Below are 21,203 nucleotides of genomic sequence, written 5' to 3' on the forward strand. Positions count from 1 at the left end.
CATGAAGACTGGAGGGGGAATCGATGGTGCCGACCATTGACTGGAAGCCGGACAAGGCGTCGGATGTGCCGATCTACGCCCAGATTGTCGCCTACATCCGGGAAAAAATCGCCACCGGCGACTGGCCGGTCAAAAGCAGGCTGCCGACGCAGCGGGCTTTGGCCGAGGCGTTTGGCGTCAACCGGAGCACGGTGGTGACGGCGCTGGACGAACTGAAGGCGGAAGGGCTGATCGAAGCCGTCGTGGGCAGCGGCACCGTGGTCAGCAACAACACCTGGTCGCTGCTGGCTTCCGCCCCGCCTCCCGATTGGCTGAGCTACGTCCAGGCGGGCGAACATCCGCCCAATCAGCCGACCATCCAGGCCATCAACCGCCATGAACACGATCCGCAGATCATTCGGCTGGGCACGGGGGAGCTGTCGCCCGACCTGCTGCCGTCCGCCGGCATGGCGGAGATCATGGGACGATTGGGCGGACAGGTTGCCCAGCTCGGCTATTCGGAACCCAAGGGGCTAAAGTCGCTGCGGCAGGCGATCAGCGCCCATCTGCGGACGCGCGGCATCGACGCGCCGCCGGCGTCCATCCTCGTCGTGTCCGGCGCGCTGCAGGCGCTGCAGCTCATCTCGCTGGGCATTTTGCGCCAAGGCTCGGCCATTTTGCTGGAGCGCCCTTCATACCTGTACTCGCTGCCGGTCTTTCAGTCGTCGCGCATGCGGCTGACCGGCGTCCCGCTGGACGGCGAAGGGATCCGGCCGGATGCGCTGGCGCGGCTGAAACAGGCCCACCAGGCGGCTCTGCTCTACACCATTCCGTCCTTTCACAATCCGACCGGCACCCTGATGTCGGAGAAACGGCGGCAGCAGGTGATGGCCGTCTGCGAACGGGAGCGGCTGCCCATCCTGGAGGATGACGTCTACGGCGAGTTGTGGCTGGACGAACCGGGGCCGCCTCCCTTGAAGGCGCTCGACCCCAACGGGCTGGTCCTGTACGTGGGCAGCCTGTCCAAATCGCTCAGCCCCGGTCTGCGGATCGGCTGGATCGTCGGGCCGGAACCGGTTGTCGAGCGGCTGGCCGACGTGAAAATGCAGACCGATTACGGGGCCAGCGCCCTTTCCCAGCAGGTGGCGGCGGAATGGCTGAGCAGCGGCCTGTACCAACGCCACCTGCAAACGGTGAGGGAAGCGCTTAGAGCGCGCAGGGCGTGCGCGTGCGAGTCGCTCAGGCGCTGGTTTGCCGATCTGGCAGAGTGGAGGGAGCCGCGGGGCGGCTTTTACATCTGGCTGCGGCTGCGCCGGTCGGTGTCGATGCGGACGCTCTTTTCGCGGGCGCTGGCCGAGGGGATTCTGCTCAATCCCGGCTACATTTACGACGGCACGGACCACTGCCACCTGCGCCTCTCTTACGCGTACGCCGATGAGCAGCAGATGGAGCGGGCGCTTCACCGCCTGTCCCGATTGATCAGAGAGATGGCGTGACCGACGGCGGAGCGGGGGCTGCGCCAGTGCCGATCCGGGGAGGCCGGCCGACGTTTACGCCTGTGGGCCAACGGGTATGTATAGGGTAACAACCACGACTTGGCCACAGGAGGGAACGTGATGAAAACCAAAAGCATTGTCACTCATGTCCTGCTGCTGATCGTGCTGGGGATGGCGGCGCTGACGGCCGTCAACGCGGTCAGCCTGTATGTCAACAACGCCAACACGGTGGAGAGGACGGTCGGCACGTTCGGCACGGAATGGGCCGCCACGATAGCCAGACAGGTGGATGTGCAGGCGTACGAGCGCTTTTTGCAGCAGCCGCAAAAGGGGGAAGACTACTGGAACCTGCGCCAGCAGCTCAACGACTTTCGGGAAAAGACGGGGGCGCTGTACGTCTACATTCTCCAGGCGGATGGAGAGCAGCTGCGGGTGATGATCGACGGTCAGCCCCGGGATGCGGAAAACGCCTCGGATATCGGCGATCCGGCGAGTGCCACGGCGTATCGGGATGTGGCTCCCGTCCTGCGCGGGGAGACGAGCAGCACGCCGATTGTGCACGACCCCCGATACGGAGACTACCTGTCCGCATTTGCGCCCATCGCCAAGCCGGACGGTACGGTAATCGGCATCCTCGGGGTAGACATTAACGCGTCCACGGTCGGTTCGGTCACCACACGCGTTCAATGGGAGAGCCTGCCCGTGGCGCTTACGCTCAATCTGCTGATTGCCCTCGCGGCAGCCGTCGTTCTCGCTTGGCTGATCCGCAGACGGCTGCAGCCGCTGCGCGTGATCAGCGACAAGGCACTGGAAGTATCGGCGGGTGTGTTGACGGAATGTTCGTTCAGCTACAAGCGCCGCGACGAAATCGGCCAGATCATGGATTCGTTTTCGCAAATGGTGGACTATCTGCGCGGGCTGATCACCGATATGAAGACGGCGGCGCACCGGATCGACCGCATGGCGGAAGGGATGGCCCGCCGTGTCGGCGAGATGCGGGAGCAGGCGGACGCGATTGTCACGGCCAGCACGGAAATCGCCCAGGGAAACGAGCAGACGGCCGCTTCGGTCGAAGCCATTTCCAGGCTGAACGGCGACCTGACCGGCAAGATCGACCACGTCAACCGGCTGGTGGAGGGAATGAACCGGCTGGGACAGGACGTGTCGCAAACGGAGCGGGAAAGCCGGGAATCGCTGCAGTCTTTTGTGACCCACAGCGCGGAAACGGCGCAGCACTTCAAGCGGGTGGAAGCGAGCATGGAACGGCTGGTGGAAAAATCCGTCGCCATCGATCAGGTGGTGTCGGCGATTCAGTCGATTGCCGCCCAGACCAACCTGCTGGCCTTGAACGCCGCGATCGAAAGTTCCCGCGCCGGGGAGGCGGGCAAAGGCTTTGCGGTGGTGGCCGCGGAGGTGCGCAAGCTGGCTGAGCAGACGGCGGAAGCGACCAAAGAGATTCAGGCCAGCATTCGCGACGTGCAGCAGGAAGTGGAACAGACCAAACATGAAGTGGGCGTGACGAAACGGCAGTACGAAGAGGAGGCGCACAAAATCGACGAGGTGTCGCAAGGGGTTTCCCGTCTGTCCGTGATCACCGGCGAGCTGAACCGGTCGCTGGAGCAAATCGTGGAGACGATGGCGGACATGGCCCGCTTCCAGCAGACGATTCAGCAGGACGTCCTGTCGGTGACCGCCATCTCGGAGCAGACGGCCGCCTCGGCGGAGGAAGTGACCGCGACGATTCACGATGTCAGGGAGTACATCCACGCCGTCGCCGAGGAAGTACGGGACGTGGCCGGACAGATCAGAGAACTGCGCGGAAAGACCGACGCTTTTACGGTGTAGACAAAAGGGACATCCCCTGTCGGATGTCCCTTTTTCCCTGCCTACGGCGGTCCTCCATCAGTGGTACGGAAACTGGGTGGAATACCCGCTGTACTGCTGATACGCCTGCTGCAGCTTTTGCTGGTCTTCCGCCTCCAGTTTGTACCATCCCTTTTGGAACATCAGGTTGAACATGTCGCGGGCGCTCTGGTGCGTCTCCGTCAGGATTTGCAGCATGTCGGCGTAAAGCTGCTGGTGGCTGGCTTCCCGTACGGCCACGTTCAGGCTGTCCGTCAGGTACTTGCATGTCGCCAGGCCGTCGTTCAAAAAGTCCCGGTCATTCATCTGCGGTCCTTTTACCTGCGGGACACCCGTCTGCGGATTGGCAATCTGGTTTTGGTTCGGCATCTGGTTTCCCTCCCTTGTTACTGCATCTGCGTTTGCTGTTGCTGCTGCTGTGCCTGAGTCTGGGGAATGGCGGCCATCGCCTGTGCGTTGTTTACCTGCAGGTGGGTAAGCAGCTTCTGGTAGTGGCGCTGGTGCATCTGGCCGGCTTTTTCCAGTGCCTGCTTCACCTGCGGGTCCGTCGCCTGCTGGGCGAAGAAGTGCAGCTTTTTAAACGCCAGCAGCTCCCAGGAAAGGGCGTCCTTCAGATAGCTGGCGTCTTTGGTCGAAATCACCCGGGGCGGTTGGGGAATCGGCGCCTGCGTTTGCTGAGGAGAGAACATCGTCGTTGGCATGAGGCGATCTCCTTTCACGGTGGAATGGGATACACCTCTTAGCATGGGCAGCGGGAAGGCGGGTCATGACTTGTATTTGCAGGCAAAACGAAAGCCGGTTTGCCTCGTGTCGGATGACAGCGCGGCAAACCGGAGAACCAGTTGCGTATCTGGTTGGGAATGATTCACACCAACTGCAAGGTCATAATCCGTATGTCAATGCTGGCCGGGGCAAAATTGAGACAGTGGCTCGTTTCCCGTAGAAGCGCCTCTTGAATCTCCCGGGCCAGCGGGGGAATGGACGCGCCAAACGGGAGCCGGACATCCAGGGAGACCTGCAGGCGGGGCACGTCTTCAAACGTGTACGTCATGTTCTTCACCTGGCTGACGAACGGAAAGCGGCTGCACGTCACCTGGACGATCTTGCGCAGCACCTGCGGGTGAATCAGGATGCGGCCGCCGGTAAACGGCGGGTGAACCACGGTCGTTTCCCCGATGACTTCCTTTTTGGCGGAAAAGATCTGTTGGGCAGAGGCGATCATCCGCTGCCAAAAGTCTTTTTCCACTTCGACGCGGGGGATCGGAATCACGTGCTTTCCCTGGGTCTCCCGAATGTACCGGGCCGCTTCGATTTCATGCGCCGGTTTGATCGATTCGATCGGAATGTGGCGGACGGGGGCGGGCAGGTCCAGCGCTTCCCGAATCCGCTCGATCATCCGCTTCGAGGTGCCGATCACCAACAGGCGCCGGGGGCGGATGGCGGCGAGGGCGCGGCGTACTTCCTCCGCGTGGTCGCGATAGTGGAAAATCGCCCGCTTGACCGCCTGGATTTTCGTTTTTTCGTACTTGGCGGAGGTGCCGGCCACCTTGCGGCCCTGGTAAATCAGGATGCCGTCGTCGATGATGGCGTCAATGTCCATCTGGTGAGCCAACTGCAGCGCGCTCGTGCTTTTTCCCGTCCCGCTCGTTCCGTAGAGGGCGTAAATCTCCATCGGCTCCTCCTTGTCCGTCGTTTTTCTTTAGTATACACGATCGGGCGGAGAGGCAAAACGGATCACCGGTACTGCGCGCCAAGCTCGCGAGCCCGTTCGGCGGCGCGCAGCACCGCGGAGGCGACGGCCTGTTGAAACCGGTACGAATCCAACACTTCCAGACCGGCCTGGGTGGTTCCGCCCGGACTGGTTACTTTTTTCCGCAGGAGGGCGGGTTCATCGCTGGAATGAAGCAGCATCTGCGCTGCCCCCAGCAAGGTCTGGACGGTGAGCTGCCGGGCCATCTCGCGGGACAGCCCGGCTTCCGCGCCCGCGCCTTCCATCGCTTCCGCCAGGTAGTAAATGTAGGCCGGGCCGCTGCCGGAGAGGCCGGTGATGATGTCCAGCTCGTCCTCGGGCACGATGTGGACGGAACCGATCGCTTCGAAAAGAGCAGTGGCCGCGCGAAGCTGCTCCTCGGTCACGAAGCGGTTGGCGGAGAGGCCCGTGACGGAAAGCCCGACGGCGGACGACGTGTTCGGCATGGTTCTGACGATCGGGCCATTCGTGCCCAGCCAGTCGCTGATGCAGGCCGTGGAAACGCCGGCGACGACGGAAATCACCAGTTGTTCCGGACGGACCAGTCCGCGCAGGCTGCGGCACGCATCCGGGGCGTCCTTGGGCTTCATCGCCAGGATGAGAATGTCGGATTGCTCCACCAGAGCGGCTTTGTCCTCGCAGGCGTTCACCCCGAACGTTTCCGCCAGCCGCCTGAGCCGCGCCCGGTCGCTGCGATTGCCGACATAAATCCGCTCCGGCGCAATGAGTTCGTTTTTCAAAATGCCGGCCAGCATGGCCTCGACGATCGAACCGGCTCCAAGAAAGCCGATCCGCGTGTCGAAAGAGAGCGTCGAATGGTCACTCATGCTGCATCCTCCTTCCGTTAGCGTATCTGTCCGGTTCCGCGTACGACGTACTTGCTGGACGTGAGCGCGGGCAGGCCCATCGGACCGCGGGCGTGCAGCTTCTGCGTGCTGATGCCGATCTCCGCGCCGAAGCCGAATTCCCCGCCGTCCGTAAAGCGGGTGGACGCGTTGTGGTAGACGGCGGCTGCATCGACGGCGGCGAGGAACCGTTCCGCTCGCGCGGCGTCCTGCGTCACGATCGCTTCGGAGTGGCCGGTGCCGTGACGGGCGATATGGTCCAGCGCGTCATCCAGGCTGTCTACCGTGCGCACGGCCAGGATCAAGCCGAGGTATTCCGCGTCCCAGTCCTCCGGCGTGGCGGGAACGAGCCGGTCGGCCAGCTCCGGATGGAGCCGCCGCGTCTCCTCGCAGGCGCGCAGTTCGATGCCGGCGGCCAGCAGACGGGCCAACAGGTCGCGCCGGTGCCGTTCGGGCCAGCCGCGGTGCAGGAGCAGGGTTTCGGCCGCGTTGCAGACGGCGGGACGGCTCGTTTTGGCGTTGAGGGTGATGGCTTCGGCCATGGCGTACTCGGCCGATTGGTCGATGTAGATGTGACAGTTGCCCACCCCCGTCTCCAGCACCGGGACGGTGGAGGTGCGCAGCACGCGGCTGATCAGCGAGGCGCCGCCGCGCGGGATGACGACGTCGATCAAGCCGTTGGCCGTGCACAGCAGATCGACGGATTCGTGTTCGGCATAGGGCAGGTACTGCACCGCCTCCGCCGGCAGCCCGGCGTCCGCCAGAGCGGCGCGGATGCTGTGCGTCAGGGCGAGGTTGCTTTCCCGTGCGCTGCGGCTGCCGCGCAGGACGATCGCATTGCCGGTCTTGAGAGCAATCGCGGCCGCGTCCACGGTGACGTTCGGCCGGGCCTCGTAGACCATGCCGATCACGCCCAGCGGGACCCGCACCTGCTCGATCACCAGACCGTTTGGCCGGGTCCAGCGGGCTGTCACTTCGCCCACCGGATCGTTCAGCTCGACCAGTTGGCGCAGCCCCTCGACCAGATCGCGCAGCCGTTCCGGCGGCAGGCGCAGCCGGTCCAGATAGGCGGCCGGTTGACCGTCCGCCTCCGCGCGGGCCACATCCCGCCCGTTGGCGGTGAGGATGGCCGCTTCGTCAGCCAGCAGACGTTCGCCGACCGCATGCAGGGCGCGGTCCTTTTCCGGGCGGGACAGCAAGGCCAGGCTCCGCGCCGCCTGTTTGGCCAGGCGGATCTGTTCGTATACGCGATCTTTCAGGCTCTTCTCCATGTTCTGTCTTTTCTCCGTAGTTTGGCTCTTCTCCACATTCCTCATCTCCTTTATCGCGAGGGAATCATCCCCTGCTTCACGTTCTGTCGCTGCCGCCGATTGCCGCAAAACAAGCCGCTTCCGTCCATTGGTCGCGGTGGATGACGATGCCTTTCGGCCGGGCCGGACCGGCGGGGGAGAGCTTCGCCCGCAGGTCGGCGGCGCTGCAGCGGCTGACGCCGCGGCCGATCAATTGGCCGTCGCAGTACACCTCGATCACCTCGCCGGGGGCAAACGCGCCATCCACGTCACGCACGCCGGCCAAAAGCAGGCTGCGCCGGTGCCGCAGCACGGCTTCGGCGGCGCCGCGGTCCACGCTGATCCGCCCGCGGACGGGGGAGTGAAGCGCGATCCACTGCTTGCGGGTCGGCAGCGCGTGGCCCGCGGGCGATTCGGGCCGGAAGCCGACGTAGGTGCCGCTGCCGCTGCCGTCCAGCACGTCGAGCAGGTCGGACGGCTGCGCCAGGTTGCCGATAAAGCTGGGAACGCCCAACTGCTGGGCCGTTTTGGCGGCAATCAGCTTGGAGCGCATCCCGCCCGTGCCCAAACGGGAGGCCCCGCCGGCCAGCGCCTCCACCTCGTCCGTGACGGCGGGGAGATAGGGGATGCGGACCGCGTCCGCGTGGGTCCGCGGGTCCTTGTCGTACAGTCCGTTGGTGTCCGTCAGGATCAGGTACAGGTCGGCGTGTACCAGACCGGCGACCAGCGCGCCCAGCATGTCGTTGTCGCCAAAGGTCAGCTCCGCCACGGAGACGGTGTCGTTTTCGTTGATGATCGGCAGGACGTTTTTCTCCAGCAGGAGAGACAGGGTCTGAAAGGCGTGGTGATAGCGTTCGCGGTCGGAAAAGTCGCCCCGGGTCAGAAGGATTTGCGCCACGGTGCAGCCGTACGCGGCGAACAGCTCGGTGTAGGTTTGCATCAGGAGGCTTTGCCCGATGGCCGCCGCCGCCTGTTTGGCCGCCAGCGTCCGGGGCCGCTGCTGGTACCCCAGCCTCCGAAAGCCGCTCGCCACCGCTCCCGAGGAGACGAGCACGACCTGATGGCCGGCGTCCCGCAGACGGCTGACGGCGGATACGAGCAGCGACATCTTCGCCGGGTCGCACCCGCCGCCCGGCGCCGCCAGCGAACTGCTGCCCACCTTTACGACCAGCCGCATTTTTCCCTTCTTCATCGTGTAACCCTCCTCTTTCCAGCAAGAACAAGCAAAAAACCCTTTCATCCCACACATAAGGACGAAAGGGTATCTCTCTTCCGCGGTACCACCTTATTTGACGGTATTCAGGCGTCCCAAACCAGGGGAAGAACGAGGCGTTCCGCTCCCGTGTTCAGCCGCCAAACCGTCCGGCTCTCTTTCTTTGATAACAGGTGAAAGAAACCTGTCCAGGTCATCCCTGGCCGCTCGGGGGTGGGTTCAAACCGGTTCACGGGCGAAATCTCTCAGCCGCTGAATTTCGCTCTCTGTACCTGAAGGGCGGTTTTACTGATCCCCGTCATCGCCATTGACTATGCACGTTTGTTCATTCACGTTTGTTAATTCATAATTATTCGCGCCGGCCAGTGTAAATGTCAAGGGGGTTCCGCACTTATTTTTGCCGCTTGTCCGGATCGCCGCTGCGGGCCCCGGCACCGCCCGCCTCGTTTCCGCCGCCGTGTTCCGCACGAAAAACAGCGCCCCAAAAACGGGTGCGGCAGGAACGAAGTGAACAGGTTGAGAGATAGGGGTTGTTTCCCGGACGCGATTATGGCTATCATGGAATGAGGTTGAAAAACAGTTGAGGTGGAATAGGCATGTTCGGTTTTGGAAAAAAGGCAAAAAAGATGGACGGCATCGACGTATTGCTGATCAAGACGGAAGAATCGCAACTTCGCGACATTTACATGGTCGCGTTTCGCAGCATGTATGCCGATGACATTGTCAGCATGCTGCAAAAGCTGGAAAAGTCGCCGCTGAACAAGCGGGAATACCTGGGTGAACTGGGCGGATTCCGCATCATGATCCACCTGGAAGCCATGACCGGTTTTTCGGTGCTGGACGATGCGGACATGGAGGCGCATCCGCTTCAAATCAGCGACTTCGCCAACATTCTGCTGCGCCGTCTGGAGACGCTGGAGGCGAACGGCGAGCTGCCCGATTCGGAAGACGTGGCGTTCTTCATGGGCGAACTGACCATGCTCCGCGACGGCAGTTTTATACCGCAAAACTAACACGTGAGCCGGCATGCGAGCCGGCTCTTTTGTCAGGCTCAGGCGAACCGTTGGCGGCAGGGGAGGCCGCAACCGATTTCCGGCTGTTTCGTAATACGTGATAGTACGACGCACTTCCCGGGCAAAAGGAGGACGACCATGATCGAACTCGTGGACGTAACCAAAAGCTACAACGGTACCGTCAAGGCGGTTGACCGCCTCACCCTGACCGTTCCCCGCGGGGAAATTTTCGGTTTTCTCGGGCCAAACGGGGCGGGCAAGACAACGACGATCAAGATGATCACCGGCATTGTCCGGCCGGACCAGGGAACCATCCGGGTGAACGGCAAGGACATCGGGACCGAACCGCTGGAGGCCAAGCGGCAGTTTGGCTATGTGCCGGACAGTCCCGACCTGTTTTTGCGGCTGAAGGGGCTGGAGTACGTCACCTTCATGGCCGACATGTACGGGGTGCCGCAGGACGTGCGCAAGGAGCGGATCGCCCGGCTGGCGGAACGGTTTGACATGACGGACGCCCTCTCCGATCCGATTCAGAGCTACTCGCACGGCATGAGGCAAAAAATCGTGATCATGGGGGTGCTGGTCCACCATCCGGAAGTCTGGATTCTCGACGAACCGCTGACCGGGCTGGACCCGAAATCGGCGTTCACGCTGAAGGAAATGATGCGGGAACACGCTGACAGCGGCCGGACCGTGTTTTTCTCCACGCACGTGCTGGAAGTGGCGGAAAAGCTGTGTGACCGCGTCGCCATCATCAACAAGGGCGTCATCCTGTTTTGCGGCACGTTCAAGGAGATGCAAGAGCACTTCCGCTCGAGCGAATCGCTGGAGCGGCTGTTCCTGGAGCTGACGAAGCATGAATAGGACCTGGCTCTTGACCAAGATGCTGATGAAAAACGGCAGCGGCCTCTGGAGCGGGAAACGGGGGAGCGGGTGGAAAAAGCTGCTGATGATCCTGCTGATGGCCGTCGCCTTTTTTCCGCTGATGTCCGGTTACGTGATGGGAGTCATCGGCCTGTACGACGGGCTGGCGGCAAGCGGGCAAGAGAGCGCGCTTTTGGGGATGGGCATGGCGATTGCCTGTCTGGGCATCCTGTTTTTCGGGATTTTTTACGTCTTGACCGTGTACTACTACTCGCAGGACGTGGAGCACCTGCTGCCCCTGCCGCTCAAGCCGTCCGACATTCTCGGGGCGAAGTTCCTCGTCACGCTGGCGTACGAGTACGTGCCGACCGCGTTTCTGCTGCTGCCGCTGCTGATTACGTACGGGGTGAAAAGCGGAGCCGGGCCGCTCTACTACCTGTACGCGGCCGTCGTCTTTTTGGCGCTGCCGGTCATCCCGCTGGTAATCGCCTCACTCTTGGCCATGCTGTTCATGCGTGTGACCAGCGTGGGAAAAAGCAGGGACCGGTTCCGCCTGATCGGCGGCGTGATCGGGATCGCGGCCGTGCTGGGTTTTCAAATTGTCATCCATCGGAACAGCGCAGGGAGGGACAGCGTCGAGCAGTTGACACAGATGATTCTCTCGGAAAACAACGCCCTGCTTTCGCTCGTCACCCGACTGTTCCCCAGCACCAAGCTGGGGGCGATGGCGCTTGCCGAGTCGGGAGTTCTCGCCGGTCTCGGCTATCTGCTCGCCTTTCTGCTGGTGTCGGCGGCGTTTGCCGCGGCCTTCGTCTTGCTGGGAGACCGCTTGTACCTGAAGGGCGTCATGGGGATCGCCGAGACAGCGGCCAAGCGCAGGTGCGTCAGCGGAGAAGAGTTCGACAAGCTGACCGGACGCCGGTCGCCTGTGCTAGCGTTCGCCGCCAAGGAATGGAAGGTGCTGCTGCGCACCCCCGCCTACTTTCTGAACTGCGTCCTGTCCTGCTTCTTGTGGCCCTTGCTGATGTTCATTCCCGTGCTCAGCCGCCCGGACGGGTTTGCGACAGTGCGCGAGTGGGGTCAGTTTCTTCAGGAAGACGCCGCAGCCGGAATCGGCGTGGCGGTCGCGTTTGCGCTCGCCCTTTTCATGACGTCCGCGAACAGCGTGTCAACAACGGCCATCTCGCGGGACGGGCAGACCTTTTTCGTCAACAAGTACCTGCCTGTTCCCTATGCGCAGATCATCGCGGCCAAAGTGGTGCCGGGAACGGTGCTGGGCATCCTCAGCATGCTGCTGATGTGCGCCGCCGCCGGGCTGGTGCTGCATCCGCCGGTGCAATTTCTCCTGCTCGCGTTGCTCGCCAGCCTGCCGGGCATCGTGTTCATCAATCTGATCGGGATCATCATTGACCTGCGGATGCCCAAACTGGATTGGGATTCGGAGCAGAAGGCGGTCAAGCAGAACTGGAACACGCTGTTCTCGATGGCGGCCGTGGTGGTCACCGCAGCGCCGACGCTGTTCCTGGCGTTCCAGGGGAAGCCGTCGCTGTACGGCATCAGCCTGACGCTGTTTGTCTTGTTCGCCGTCCTGGACCTGGTGCTCTGCCGGGCGCTGGTGACCAAAGGACCCGAATGGATGGATAAGATCCAGTCGTAACCGAATCTGCTTGTGCCGCAGTCCACCAACCGGAGGAGCCATTCCTCCGGTTTTTTTGCAGTGCGCCCGGCATGGGCGGTAGCTATAGGGTGAAAGTCCCGAACGGGGGTTGGCTGTACCAACCGTTAGCCTAAGGCAAGGGTGTCCGCCGCGAGGCGGAATCTGAAGGAAGCCGGCGGCAAAGTCCCGACCTGAGGTACACGAACCCGATTTGAGGCTGTTGTACTTGGGCGAGCCTGCCGCACAAGGTGAAGCCCCATACAGCCAAAGGGTACAACAGTAAATTGGGCAGGTACATGGGACGAAGGCTACCGCTCTTACCCGGGGAGGTCTGCATGGTACGCCTACTATCGTTGGCAACCGCCTCCGTGAGGGGGCGTTGAACATGCAGAAGTCAGCAGAGGCCATAGTACCCCAATCGGGGACGCCTGAGGGGGAAGGGCCGAACATCAAGTCAGCATATGTCCCAACCTCTTTCGATACGGTGTGTCGAAGCAGAATTCAGAACTGGAACTTCCTCTGGAGAGTAGGGGTGAAGCCCCGAGGGTACAGAGAAGGGCTGAGCATCGTACGGCAAGCTTGGCGACATGTGCGCGGAGGAAGGAGTATCGTTATGGATCTGCTGGAGAAGGTTCTGTCTCGGGACAACCTCACGGCCGCCCTCAAACGAGTGGAAGCCAACAAAGGCGCTGCGGGAGTCGACGGTGTTTCAACTGAACAACTGCGCGACTACCTTCGCCTGCACTGGGCGACCATCCGGTCGCAAATCGAGACGGAAACCTACAAACCGACTCCTGTTCGCAGGGTCGAAATCCCGAAACCTGACGGGGGAATACGGTTGCTAGGCATCCCTACCGTGGTAGATCGCTTCATCCAGCAGGCCATCCTGCAGGTATTGACTCCCATCTTTGACCCAGAATTCTCCGATTCAAGCCTCGGATTCCGCCCGGGTCGCCGCGCTCACAATGCTGTGCAGAGAGCGCAACAGTACATCAAGGAAGGATTCCGGTATGTGGTCGACATCGACCTGGAGAAGTTCTTCGACCGGGTCAACCATGACATCCTGATGAGCCGGGTAGCCCGCAAGGTGAAGGACAAGCGTCTCCTTAAACTAATCCGCGCTTACCTGCAATCCGGAGTTATGGTCAACGGAGTGTGCGTCTCAACGGAAGAGGGTACACCGCAAGGTGGCCCCCTGAGTCCGTTGTTGGCCAACATTCTGCTGGACGACTTGGACAAGGAACTGGAAAGGAGGGGACACCGTTTCTGCCGCTATGCGGACGACTGCAACATCTATGTCCGCACCAAACGCGCGGGGGAACGGGTAAAGGCGAGCGTGGAGCGATACTTGACCAGGGTGCTCAAACTCAAGATAAACCAACAGAAAAGTGCGGTAGATCGGCCGTGCAATCGAAAGTTCCTCGGCTTTAGCTTTGCTCCGGGAAAAGAGGCACGGATACGCCTGCATCCCAAATCGATCATCCGGTTAAAAGAACGAATTCGCCAACTGACCAACCCGCATTGGAGCATCCCTATACAGGAGCGAATTCAAAAACTCAACCAATACCTCATGGGATGGATCGGATATTTTGCGTTGGCTGAGGCGAAAACCCACCTCCTGCGGATTGAGGAATGGATTCGCCGAAGGCTCCGTCTCTGCCTGTGGACGCAATGGAAACGAATCCGTACGCGATACCGCGAACTTCGTTCCCTCGGTCTTCCCCACAGCAAAGCACTGGAGATTGCAAATACCCGCAAGGGTGCATGGCGAACAACCAAATCTCCGCACATTCACAAAGCCCTTGGTATTACCTACTGGCAACAACAAGGGCTCATGAGTTTGGTGCAGCGATATTTCGCACTTCGTCAAGCTTGATGAACCGCCGTATACCGGACGGTATGTACGGTGGTGTGAGAGGACGGGGGTTAGTCGCCCCCTCCTACTCGATTGGGGCGAACGGCCAGCGCGGCAAAGGGAGCGGAAAGACGCACGACGCGGAACCTAAAAATGGATACCGTTTCCTATTGGCAGGAGGAAAGGACTATTCGTTCGGGCGGGGGCCTTGTGCGTCCCATCCTAAATTTTTCAAGCTATCTTTACAAAGGTGGGAACAGTTGGTATTTTTGTCTCATACTGCGCAGCGGTTGGGCGGTAAAACATGCTGTTTTGTCCCGGAAATCATTTGTGCGATCATTCCATTCGACGCAATTTCAAATGGAGAGGAAAGGAGACCATCATGTTCAAGAGAAGTCTGTTGTGGGTTCTCATGGTTTGCTTGTTGATCCAGGGCGTCTTTGTTCCGCGCGCGAACGCCGAAACCGCGTACGACGACGTCAAGGGGCACTGGGCCAGCGAGCAGATTCAGTTCCTGACCGAACAGGGCGTATACAAGGGGAACGGCACGCGCCATTTTTACCCGGACAAGCCGATTACCCGCGGCGAGGCGCTGGCGCTGGTGAACCGCGTCTTTGAAGCCGTCTACGGCCCGTTGGCTGCTCCCGAGGAGAAGGCCTACCTCGATCACAGGTATCCGCTCCGAAAGGAAATCGAAGCGCTGACGGCCAACCTGCAGGTGCTGCTGGACGTCCAGACAGGCTTTGTCAACGAATACCGGCCGGGTGACAAAATTCTCTACTATCTCCATCTGGCTTCGCAGGGCCAGTTGATGAAAACGCCGCAGAAAGAACTGGTCGACTGGTGGGTGCCGACCCAGTACCTGCAGTATCCGCTCTCGCGGGAAGAAGCCAGCATGATCTTGTTTCACGTGCTCGCCCCGTACAAGATGAGAAGCATGAATGTGAAGCCGCAGGATGTAGCCCCCTTCTTTGCCGGGTACCACGGATGGAAACAGCCGAGCAGTTATCCCGACACCGCCTCGCCTTATGCGGGAGCGATTCGTGAATTCCACCTGTTCAGCGAGACGCGGCTGTTTAATCCCTACAAAAACATGACGCGTGCAGAGTTCGCCGCCGTGCTGAAGCGCCTGTACGATTTTTACGCGGACGACGCCGCCAAACAGTTCCGGGAATCGCAGCAGCGGCAGCAAAAGGCGGTCAACCTGCTGCTGACGGCCGCCAACCATGCGTACCGCACGAAGAATGGGAAATGGCTGGACGCGTATCTGAGCAAGCCGGCGCAGGAGAGCATCGCCAAAATCGCGCTGCCGCTGCATGACTATCGCGTGGCGCTCACCCTCAGGAAGGATGACACCGACAAGAACAAGCTGTGGGTCGCGGCTGCCTACGCAGATCCCAAAGTGGGCAACTACGAGTTGGAGTACCTGCTGGAACCGGATGAAGGAAACCCGTTTGGCCGCAAGGTGACATCGATCAAATTCATCCAGAAGTAGCGGCGCGGCAGAAAGGCAGGTGCGGCCGCTTCTTTCGCCGCCTGCCCTGTCTTTGTCCGCTGCGGCGGGTTGAGAAGCGTCCAGGAAGAGGAGAGCGGGAAAAATCGGCAAATGAAGATTGCAACCGCTCTCCTTTTCGATTACAATGAAACTGAGCGATCATTCAGTTTCGTCTGAATCGCCAAACATCTCACGTTGACCGAGGGCTTTTACGGTGGGGTGTTTTTTTACACCAGCAAAATGAATGAGCATTCATTCAAGGGGTGACATGTGCGGCGAAAAACAGGAATACCTTTTGAACAAGTAGAATTCATTCACAAAAAACTCTGCGAGTTCGGACTGTTTCGCCTTTTTTCGCAGGGACCCCATTTCTTAGTGAGGAGGGTAATGGATGGAACGCAACATTCGCAAAGCGGCCGTGCTCGGTTCCGGCGTGATGGGAGCAGGCATCGCCGCGCATCTGGCCAACGTCGGCATCCCCGTCTACCTGCTGGACATCGTGCCGCGTGAGCTGACAGAGGAAGAGAGCAAAAAAGGGCTGACGCTGGCTGATCCCGTCGTCCGCAACCGCATCGCGCAGGCCGGCAAGGACCGGCTGCTGAAGGAAAAGCCGGCTCCGCTCTACGACAAGGCGAACCTCGACCTGATCACCGTCGGCAACATGGAAGACCACCTGTCGTACCTCGGCGACGCTGACTGGATCATCGAGGCGGTCGTGGAAAACCTCGACGTGAAGAAAAAGGTGTTCGGACTGGTCGAGGCGCACCGCAGGCCGGGCACCATCGTCTCCTCCAATACGTCGGGCGTCTCCATCAACGAGATGAGCGAGGGACGTTCCGACGAGTTCCGCAAGCATTTTCTGGGCACGCACTTTTTTAATCCGCCTCGTTATCTGAAACTTCTTGAGATTATTCCCGGGAACGACACGGACCCGGCGATCGTGGACTACATGATGCGCTTCGGCGAGTTCGTGCTGGGCAAAGGTACGGTGCTCTGCAAGGACACGCCCAACTTCATCGCCAACCGCATCGGGACTTACGGCCTGCAGATCTCGATCCAGGAGATGGTGCGGCTCGGACTGGGCGTCGACGAGGTGGATGCGCTGACGGGTCCGGTCATCGGCCGTCCGAAGAGCGCCACCTTCCGCACGCTGGACGTGGTCGGGCTGGACACGTACGTGCACGTGGCCAACAACGTGAAAAACAAGAGCGCGGATGACGCGGAAAAAGCGGTCTTCGAAGTGCCGTCCTTCGTGCTGGAGATGGTGGAAAAGCGCTGGATCGGCCAAAAGGCGGGGCAGGGCTTCTTCAAGCAGGTAAAAACGGCAGAAGGCAAGGACATTCTCGCGCTCGACTACCACACGATGGAATACCGTCCGCGCGTCAAGGCGAAGTTTCCGTCGCTGGAGGCGGCCAAGACGGCGAAGACGCTGCCGGAAAAACTGAAAGCGCTTGTGTACGGAAAGGACAAGGGAAGCGAGTTCCTCTGGAGCGTCTTCAAGAAAGTGCTGCTCTACTCCGCGGCCAAGGCTTACGAAATCGCCGACGACATCGTGTCCGTCGACCGGGCGATGAAATGGGGCTTCGGCTGGGAGCTGGGACCGTTTGAGACCTGGGACGCGATCGGCGTGGAAAAGTCGGTGGCCCGCATGCGCGAAGAGGGCGAGACGATCCCGCCGCTGGTGGAGGAACTGCTGGCGAGCGGCAAGACCTCGTTCTATCAGAAACAGGACGGGCGCGTGGCTGCGTTTGCCGTCGGCGGCCGATACAAGGACGTCGAGGAGAACAAAGAGCGGATCAACCTGGCGGCGCTCAAGGAGCAGGGCCGGCTGATCAGGAAAAACGCGGGCGCCGCGCTGGTGGACCTGGGCGACGGTGTAGCCTGCCTGGAGTTTACCTCTCCGCACAACGCGCTGGGCATGGACGTGCTGCAGATGGCAGCCTTCGCGGCGGAAGAGGTGCAGCGCAACTTCCTCGGTCTCGTGATCGGCAACCAGGGCAAAAACTTCTGCGTCGGCATGAACCTGGGCCTGGCCTTGATGGAGGCGCAGGACGAAAACTGGTTCGAGCTGGACATGTTGGTCAAACAGTTTCACAAGGTGGGGCACGCGCTGCGCACCATGCACCGTCCGGTCGTGGCGGCGCCGTTCGGCATGACGCTCGGCGGCGGCGTGGAAATCTGCTTCCTGGCCGACCGCGTGCAGGCGTCCGCCGAGACCTACATGGGGCTGGTGGAAGTGGGCGTGGGCCTCTTGCCCGGCGGCGGCGGCACCAAGGAGATGCTGTTTCGGGCGATGGAAAATGTGCCGGAAGGCGGCACCGTGCCGGTTGACCCGTTCCCGTTCGTGGCCCGCGCGTTCGAGACGATCGCCATGGCCAAAGTCTCCACCAGCGGCAGGGAAGCGATCAACCTGGGCTACCTGCGCCCGAGCGACCGGATCAGCATCAATCCGGATCACCTCCTCTACGACGCCAAGCAGCTCGTTTTGGCGATGGTCAAAGAAGGGTACACGCCGCAGCGACCGCGCAAGATCCGCGTCATCGGCGAATCGGGTTACGCCACCCTTCGGCAAAGCATCTACACGATGAAAAAGAGCGGCTACATCAGCGATCACGACGAACTGATCGCCAGCAAGATCGCCTACGTCATGGCCGGCGGCAGCGTGCCGGCCGGCACCGAGGTGACGGAGCAGTACATCCTGGAGCTGGAGCGCCAGGCGTTCCTCGAGCTGATCAAGACGCCCAAGACGCAGCAGCGCATGCAGCACATGCTGACGAAGAACAAGCCATTGCGTAACTAGGGAGGGGAAAGACATGAGAGAAGCAGTGATCGTCGCCGGCGCCCGCACCGCGGTCGGAAAAGCGAAGCGGGGCAGCCTGAAGGACGTGCATCCCGTCGACATGGGCGCCGCGGTCGTGAGCGATCTGTTGCGCCGCGTCCCCGAGCTCGACCCGGCCGAGATCGAGGACGTGATCATCGGGACGGCCGTGCCGGAAGCGGAGCAGGGGATGAACATGGCCCGCCTGATCGGCCTGCGCGCCGGGCTGCCGACCAACGTCGCCGGCATTACCGTCAACCGTTTCTGCTCGTCCGGCCTGCAGACCATCGCCTACGCCGCCCATCAGATTATTGCCGGCGGGGCCGACGTGATCGTGGCCGGCGGGGTGGAGAGCATGAGCCTGCTGCCGATGGCCGGCCACAAGGTGGCGCTCAATCCGACGCTGATGGAGACGATGCCGGAAGCGTACATGGGCATGGGGCACACGGCGGAGGAAGTGGCAAAGCGCTACGGCGTCAGCCGCGAGGACCAGGACGCGTTCGCGCTGCAAAGCCATCAGCGGGCCGCGGCCGCCATCGCCGCCGGCAAGTTCCAGGACGAGATCGTGCCGCTGACGGTAAAGCAGCACCGCGTGGACGAGGACGGCAGGCTGCACGTCACGGAGCGCGTCTTTGACACGGACGAGGGCGTGCGGGCCGACACCTCGCTGGAAGCGCTGGCCAAGCTGAAGCCGGTGTTTCACGTGCAGGGCACGGTCACGGCCGGAAACTCTTCGCAGACGAGCGACGGCGCGGCCGCCGTGCTGGTGATGTCGGCGGAAAAGGCGGACCGTCTGGGCATTCGTCCGATCGCCAGGTTCCGCTCGTTCACGGTTGGCGGCGTCGATCCCGACGTGATGGGGATCGGTCCTGTCGTCGCCGTTCCGAAAGCGCTGAACATGGCCGGATTGAGCGTGGCCGACGTGGATCTGTTCGAGCTGAACGAGGCGTTTGCCTCCCAGTCGCTCGCCGTGATCCGCGAACTGGGCCTCGACCCGGCAAAGGTAAACGTCAACGGCGGCGCCATTGCCCTGGGCCATCCGCTGGGCTGCACCGGGGCGAAGCTGACCGTTTCCCTGTTGAACGAGCTGAAGCGGCGCGGCGGCAGGTACGGCGTCGTGACGATGTGCATCGGCGGCGGCATGGGGGCCGCCGGCGTGTTCGAAATGCTGTAAGCACGGTGGAACACCCCAATTTTGAAAAAGGGAGAGGGATACGATGGCTGAAACGAAAGATCTGATCCGCGGCGGCAGCTTCCTGATCAATGCCGGTTCGCCGGACGACGTGTTCGCGCTGGAGGAAATCACCGACGAGCAGAAACTGATCGCGCAGACGACGGAGGATTTCATCCGTAACGAAGTGCGCCCGCACATGGAAGAGCTGGAGCACCAAAACTTCGAGCTGTCCGTATCGCTGTTGAAGAAAGCGGGGGAACTGGGCCTTCTGGCAGCGGACGTGCCGGAGAAGTACGGAGGTCTCAGCCTGGATAAGATCAGTTCCGCTCTGCTGGGAGAAAAATTTGCACTGGGGCGCGGGTTTGCGATTACGTTTGGGGCGCACGTCGGCATTGGTTCCCTGCCCATCGTGTACTTCGGCAATGAAGATCAAAAGCAGCGCTATTTGCCCGATCTCGCCACCGGAAAGCGGATCGCCGCGTACTGCCTGACGGAGCCGGGCTCCGGTTCCGACGCGCTCGGCGCCAAAACCACGGCAAAATTGTCCGAAGACGGCACGCATTACATTTTGAACGGAACCAAGCAGTTCATCACAAACGCCGGTTTTGCCGATGTCTTCATCGTCTATGCGAAAATTGACGGGGAACATTTCTCCGCGTTCATCGTGGAGCGCGACTTCCCGGGGGTATCGGTCGGCGCGGAAGAGAAGAAAATGGGCATCAAGTGCTCCTCGACCCGTCCGCTCATTCTCGAAGACGCTCGCGTCCCGGTGGAGAACCTGCTGGGAGAGCCGGGGAAAGGGCACGTGATCGCGTTCAACATCCTGAACGTCGGGCGGTACAAACTGGCCGTCGGAACGGTTGGCTCCGCGAAACACGCCCTCCATCTGGCGACCACCTACGCCAAGGAACGCAGGCAGTTCAAAACGCCAATCGCCAACTTCACCATCATCAAGAACAAATTGGGCACCATGGCGGCAAAGATCTACGCTGCGGAATCCTCGGTGTACCGCACGGTCGGACTGTTTGATGCCGCCCTCTCCGCTCTTGGCGAGAAGGCGGAGGACGGCCGTGAAGTGGCCAAGGCCATTGCCGAGTATGCGATCGAATGCTCCATCAACAAGGTATTTGCTTCGGAAGTGCTGGACTACTGCGTGGACGAGGGCGTACAGATCCACGGCGGATACGGCTTTATCCAGGAATACGAGATCGAGGGCATGTACCGCGATTCCCGCATCAACCGCATTTTCGAAGGAACGAACGAAATCAACCGCCTGCTGATCCCCGACATGCTGGTGAAAAAGGCGATGAAAGGGGAACTGCCTCTGCTGCAAGCGGCCGCCGGCCTGCAGGAAGAGCTGATGAGCTACTATCCGGAAGAAATCGAGGAAGCGCCGCTGGCGGTGGAAAAACACCTGATCGGGATGACCCGCAAGATCATCCTGATGGTGGCCGGTTCCGCGCTGATGAAGTACCAGCAGGCGATTGCCAAGGAGCAGGAGCTCTTGGCGCTGGCCGCCGACATGCTGATCGAGCTGTACGCGATGGACAGCGTCGTGAAGCGGACGGAAAAAGCGATCGCGAAAAACGGCGTGGAGAAAGAGCGGCAAAAGCTGGATCTCGCCACCGTGTACGTGCACGAAGCGTTTGACAGGATCGAGGCCTGGGCAAAAGAGGCGCTGGCGGCGATGGAGGAAGGCGACGATCTCCGCATGCGCCTGTCCATCCTGAAAAAGCTGACCCGCCGGACGCCGATCAACACCGTCCACCTGAAACGGGTCATCGCCGACCGCGTCATCGAAGCGGACGGGTACGTGCTGTAACTTACGAAAAGGAAAGAAGCCGAGGGGGACGCCCCTCGGCTTCATCGTTTCATCGTTTCATCGTTTCCGG

At 61.2% G+C, this 21,203-nt stretch carries 16 protein-coding genes and 1 other annotated feature; of the genes, 10 read left to right on the forward strand and 6 right to left on the reverse strand.

Annotated features, from left to right (window positions below; translation table 11 throughout):
- Positions 1 to 23: 23 nt before the first annotated feature.
- Positions 24 to 1,475, forward strand: coding sequence for a MocR-like pyridoxine biosynthesis transcription factor PdxR (locus A6764_RS04395; RefSeq protein ID WP_413541969.1), 1,452 nt, complete (start codon positions 24 to 26; stop codon positions 1,473 to 1,475).
- A gap of 120 nt (positions 1,476 to 1,595) precedes the next feature.
- Complete coding sequence (locus A6764_RS04400) at positions 1,596 to 3,320, forward strand: methyl-accepting chemotaxis protein (protein WP_065067246.1); 1,725 nt, start codon at positions 1,596 to 1,598, stop codon at positions 3,318 to 3,320.
- Positions 3,321 to 3,377: 57 nt separating this feature from the next.
- Here the strand turns inward: A6764_RS04400 and A6764_RS04405 are convergent, their stop codons facing one another.
- The 6 genes from A6764_RS04405 to proB form a co-directional block, all read right to left on the reverse strand.
- A complete protein-coding gene (locus tag A6764_RS04405; RefSeq protein ID WP_044897186.1) occupies positions 3,378 to 3,707 on the reverse strand; it encodes a spore coat protein in 330 nt (109 codons plus the stop codon).
- Between the two features lie 17 nt (positions 3,708 to 3,724).
- Entirely contained in the window at positions 3,725 to 4,039 is a 315-nt protein-coding gene (locus A6764_RS04410) for a ferritin-like domain-containing protein (protein WP_029098291.1), read from the reverse strand.
- A gap of 164 nt (positions 4,040 to 4,203) precedes the next feature.
- Entirely contained in the window at positions 4,204 to 5,010 is an 807-nt protein-coding gene (locus A6764_RS04415) for a hypothetical protein (protein WP_029098292.1), read from the reverse strand.
- Between the two features lie 62 nt (positions 5,011 to 5,072).
- Complete coding sequence (gene proC, locus A6764_RS04420; RefSeq protein ID WP_065067245.1) at positions 5,073 to 5,915, reverse strand: pyrroline-5-carboxylate reductase; 843 nt, start codon at positions 5,913 to 5,915, stop codon at positions 5,073 to 5,075.
- 17 nt (positions 5,916 to 5,932) lie between these two features.
- Positions 5,933 to 7,249 (reverse strand): glutamate-5-semialdehyde dehydrogenase, encoded by a 1,317-nt coding sequence (locus A6764_RS04425; RefSeq protein WP_413541970.1) that lies wholly within the window; start codon positions 7,247 to 7,249, stop codon positions 5,933 to 5,935.
- A 31-nt stretch (positions 7,250 to 7,280) separates the two neighbouring features.
- Positions 7,281 to 8,414, reverse strand: coding sequence for a glutamate 5-kinase (proB, locus tag A6764_RS04430; protein ID WP_264622420.1), 1,134 nt, complete (start codon positions 8,412 to 8,414; stop codon positions 7,281 to 7,283).
- 54 nt (positions 8,415 to 8,468) lie between these two features.
- Positions 8,469 to 8,746, reverse strand: a binding site (T-box leader).
- Between the two features lie 285 nt (positions 8,747 to 9,031).
- On the opposite strand from proB, the gene A6764_RS04435 reads away from it, so the two are divergent.
- From A6764_RS04435 to A6764_RS04470, 8 genes are all read left to right on the forward strand, one after another.
- Complete coding sequence (locus A6764_RS04435) at positions 9,032 to 9,448, forward strand: hypothetical protein (RefSeq protein WP_029098295.1); 417 nt, start codon at positions 9,032 to 9,034, stop codon at positions 9,446 to 9,448.
- A 138-nt stretch (positions 9,449 to 9,586) separates the two neighbouring features.
- A complete protein-coding gene (locus A6764_RS04440; protein WP_029098296.1) occupies positions 9,587 to 10,312 on the forward strand; it encodes an ABC transporter ATP-binding protein in 726 nt (241 codons plus the stop codon).
- On the forward strand, positions 10,305 to 11,969 hold the full coding sequence (locus tag A6764_RS04445) for a putative ABC transporter permease subunit (protein ID WP_029098297.1): 1,665 nt from the start codon (positions 10,305 to 10,307) through the stop codon (positions 11,967 to 11,969). Before A6764_RS04440 ends, A6764_RS04445 begins: the two co-directional genes overlap by 8 nt.
- Before the next feature lie 613 nt (positions 11,970 to 12,582).
- Positions 12,583 to 13,845, forward strand: a complete 1,263-nt coding sequence (ltrA, locus tag A6764_RS04450; RefSeq protein ID WP_065068426.1) for a group II intron reverse transcriptase/maturase — start codon at positions 12,583 to 12,585, stop codon at positions 13,843 to 13,845.
- Positions 13,846 to 14,206: 361 nt separating this feature from the next.
- Positions 14,207 to 15,319 carry an S-layer homology domain-containing protein gene (locus A6764_RS04455; RefSeq protein WP_065067242.1) on the forward strand — a complete coding sequence of 371 codons (1,113 nt, stop codon included), beginning with the start codon at positions 14,207 to 14,209 and terminating at the stop codon, positions 15,317 to 15,319.
- Between the two features lie 391 nt (positions 15,320 to 15,710).
- Positions 15,711 to 18,119 carry a 3-hydroxyacyl-CoA dehydrogenase/enoyl-CoA hydratase family protein gene (locus tag A6764_RS04460; RefSeq protein WP_065067241.1) on the forward strand — a complete coding sequence of 803 codons (2,409 nt, stop codon included), beginning with the start codon at positions 15,711 to 15,713 and terminating at the stop codon, positions 18,117 to 18,119.
- A 13-nt stretch (positions 18,120 to 18,132) separates the two neighbouring features.
- On the forward strand, positions 18,133 to 19,311 hold the full coding sequence (locus A6764_RS04465; RefSeq protein WP_065067240.1) for an acetyl-CoA C-acetyltransferase: 1,179 nt from the start codon (positions 18,133 to 18,135) through the stop codon (positions 19,309 to 19,311).
- Between the two features lie 43 nt (positions 19,312 to 19,354).
- Positions 19,355 to 21,133 carry an acyl-CoA dehydrogenase family protein gene (locus A6764_RS04470; RefSeq protein WP_065067239.1) on the forward strand — a complete coding sequence of 593 codons (1,779 nt, stop codon included), beginning with the start codon at positions 19,355 to 19,357 and terminating at the stop codon, positions 21,131 to 21,133.
- The last annotated feature ends 70 nt before the right edge of the window (positions 21,134 to 21,203 follow it).

This window comes from Brevibacillus sp. WF146, assembly GCF_001673705.2.
In the GTDB taxonomy this organism is placed as follows: Bacteria; Bacillota; Bacilli; order Brevibacillales; family Brevibacillaceae; genus Brevibacillus; species Brevibacillus thermoruber.

Coding starts and splice junctions, on each gene's coding strand:
- A6764_RS04440 (WP_029098296.1), top strand. CDS start 9,587: ATGATCGAACTCGTGGACGTAACCAAAAGCTACAACGGTACCGTCAAG.
- A6764_RS04415 (WP_029098292.1), bottom strand. CDS start 5,010: ATGGAGATTTACGCCCTCTACGGAACGAGCGGGACGGGAAAAAGCACG.
- A6764_RS04445 (WP_029098297.1), top strand. CDS start 10,305: ATGAATAGGACCTGGCTCTTGACCAAGATGCTGATGAAAAACGGCAGC.
- A6764_RS04470 (WP_065067239.1), top strand. CDS start 19,355: ATGGCTGAAACGAAAGATCTGATCCGCGGCGGCAGCTTCCTGATCAAT.
- A6764_RS04425 (WP_413541970.1), bottom strand. CDS start 7,249: ATGAGGAATGTGGAGAAGAGCCAAACTACGGAGAAAAGACAGAACATG.
- A6764_RS04400 (WP_065067246.1), top strand. CDS start 1,596: ATGAAAACCAAAAGCATTGTCACTCATGTCCTGCTGCTGATCGTGCTG.
- A6764_RS04455 (WP_065067242.1), top strand. CDS start 14,207: ATGTTCAAGAGAAGTCTGTTGTGGGTTCTCATGGTTTGCTTGTTGATC.
- A6764_RS04395 (WP_413541969.1), top strand. CDS start 24: ATGGTGCCGACCATTGACTGGAAGCCGGACAAGGCGTCGGATGTGCCG.
- ltrA (WP_065068426.1), top strand. CDS start 12,583: ATGGATCTGCTGGAGAAGGTTCTGTCTCGGGACAACCTCACGGCCGCC.
- A6764_RS04465 (WP_065067240.1), top strand. CDS start 18,133: ATGAGAGAAGCAGTGATCGTCGCCGGCGCCCGCACCGCGGTCGGAAAA.
- proC (WP_065067245.1), bottom strand. CDS start 5,915: ATGAGTGACCATTCGACGCTCTCTTTCGACACGCGGATCGGCTTTCTT.
- A6764_RS04460 (WP_065067241.1), top strand. CDS start 15,711: ATGGAACGCAACATTCGCAAAGCGGCCGTGCTCGGTTCCGGCGTGATG.
- A6764_RS04435 (WP_029098295.1), top strand. CDS start 9,032: ATGTTCGGTTTTGGAAAAAAGGCAAAAAAGATGGACGGCATCGACGTA.
- proB (WP_264622420.1), bottom strand. CDS start 8,414: ATGAAGAAGGGAAAAATGCGGCTGGTCGTAAAGGTGGGCAGCAGTTCG.
- A6764_RS04405 (WP_044897186.1), bottom strand. CDS start 3,707: ATGCCGAACCAAAACCAGATTGCCAATCCGCAGACGGGTGTCCCGCAG.
- A6764_RS04410 (WP_029098291.1), bottom strand. CDS start 4,039: ATGCCAACGACGATGTTCTCTCCTCAGCAAACGCAGGCGCCGATTCCC.